1 protein-coding gene is annotated in these 1,909 nt (G+C 39.3%); it reads left to right on the forward strand.

From position 1 onward, the window contains the following. Positions 1-270 precede the first annotated feature (270 nt). Positions 271-1,584 carry an NF041680 family putative transposase gene (locus F6K52_RS35835; RefSeq protein WP_293089899.1) on the forward strand — a complete coding sequence of 438 codons (1,314 nt, stop codon included), beginning with the start codon at positions 271-273 and terminating at the stop codon, positions 1,582-1,584. Positions 1,585-1,909: the final 325 nt, after the last annotated feature.

A 1,909-nucleotide genomic window follows, 5' to 3' on the forward strand; every position in this document is an offset into this window, starting at 1 on the left:
TGCCAGGTTGACCAACCCTTATGTCCCTACCTGAAGAAAAGCATTTTTTAAAAACTCCAGTCCCCAAGAATATATCACAATATCTGTGTGGTAGTCTATCTCGAAAGGACTTGCCTTTATCTGTTAAACTGGAGTTTAGACTAAAGCTCGTGACCGCTATGCGGTCACGGCGCATAAAGACTGGTATAAAAAAATAGGGAAATGCTTGTGGTAAAACAAGCACCTCCCGACGGAAGATGAGAAAAGCACTACCAAATCTCAACTTTCGTTATGGAATTATTATCTAATTTGAAGGTATTCCGTCAAGAAGCGTATTCCTATCTTGGTCGAGCAAAAGATGCTACGTTTGAATTGATGGATGCTGTTATGTTGACTCGTAAAGCCGATAGTTTGGCTGACTTATCATTGTGTCCAGTGTTTCGTCGTAAATGGTCAAGTATCTATGAATCTTTACAAGATGTAAGACCCCAGCGAAACAAATTAATGAAGCTTTATATCAAGCAAATAAAAAGACAAGAACAACGTATATTACTTGCTGGCGACCATACCACATGGTCAAGACCAAATGCACGTACTCTTAAAGAAAGAACCTATGAACATTATACACAAGGGGGGTTTGGAGGAAAACCAATAACTGTTGGCTATGGATACAGTACACTTGCTTTCATACCAGAAACAGAAGGAAGTTGGGCATTACCTTTAAGGCACGAGCGAATTACAAGTTGGGAAAACCCAGTAGATAAAGCAGTATGGCAACTTAAACAAGTATGCTCACATCTAGCGGGTAAAGCAATTTCATGTTGGGATATTGAATATGGGTGTGCGCCATTTATAATCAAAACTGCGAATATAAAAGTTGATAAAATAATACGTTTGCGCTCAAACTTGTGTTTATGGACTGCACCACCACCTTACTGTGGAAGAGGAAGACGACGAATTCACGGTGATAAATTCAAATTAATCGATAAATCAACTTGGAGCGAAGCAGCCCAGATAATAGAACTAGAAGATATAAAACTCGGAAGACTAAAAATTCACTTGTGGCATAACTTGCACCTACGTAAATCTCCCTTACATCCAATGTCAGTAGTGTTAGTTGAGCGCTTGAATGAAGATGGTAGTAAACGAATAGCAAAACCTATGTGGTTGGCTTTTATTGGAGAGTCAATGCCCCCTTGCATTGACATTTTACGATTCTACCTGCGACGCTTCGGTGTTGACCACTGGTATCGTTTCGCGAAACAAAGACTACATTGGACATTACCAAAACTTTCAACTCCAGAACAATCTGATAGATGGAGTGACCTCATGCCATTAATAACTTGGCAATTGTGGCTGGCAAACGATATTGTCAAAGATAATCCTTTACCTTGGCAAAAAAAAGTTCCTAAGCTAACTCCTGGAAGGGTTGCACAGTCCATAGGTGGTATTTTAGCCGCCATTCATACACCTGCAAAATCTCCAAAACCACGCGGAAAATCTCCAGGTTGGAAACCAGAACAAACTCGCAAGCGTAGAATTCGCTATCCAGTTGTTAAAAAACGAACTAAAGTTTCTACTCGAAAGAAACCCAAACCCGCTTAAAGACTTTATTTTTCTAATTTATAGATTTACACACATCAAATTATTACTGTTGTGTTGTTTTATTGTCTCTTAGTCTAAACTCCAGTAATAAACCAAGCACGTTAAAACGCGCTGTAAGTTTTTCCCAGTCTGATTTATCAGACGCATGTCTTTGAGCCTAGGAATTAATTCCTAGGTGGACTTTGGTATTATGAGTTAACCCGAACTAAGGTTAAGTAATAAGTAATAAGTAATAAGTAATAAGTTTACTGCTCATAGGTTTGAGCCTTCAACAATGTCCTAACGTAATTTCCCATCCCCTCACCCCCTCATCTCCTCACCCCCA

The organism is Moorena sp. SIO3H5 (assembly GCF_010692395.1).
Lineage (GTDB): Bacteria > Cyanobacteriota > Cyanobacteriia > Cyanobacteriales > Coleofasciculaceae > Moorena.

Excerpts from the sequence above, each read along its gene's own strand:
- F6K52_RS35835 (WP_293089899.1), top strand. The coding sequence starts at position 271 with ATGGAATTATTATCTAATTTGAAGGTATTCCGTCAAGAAGCGTATTCC.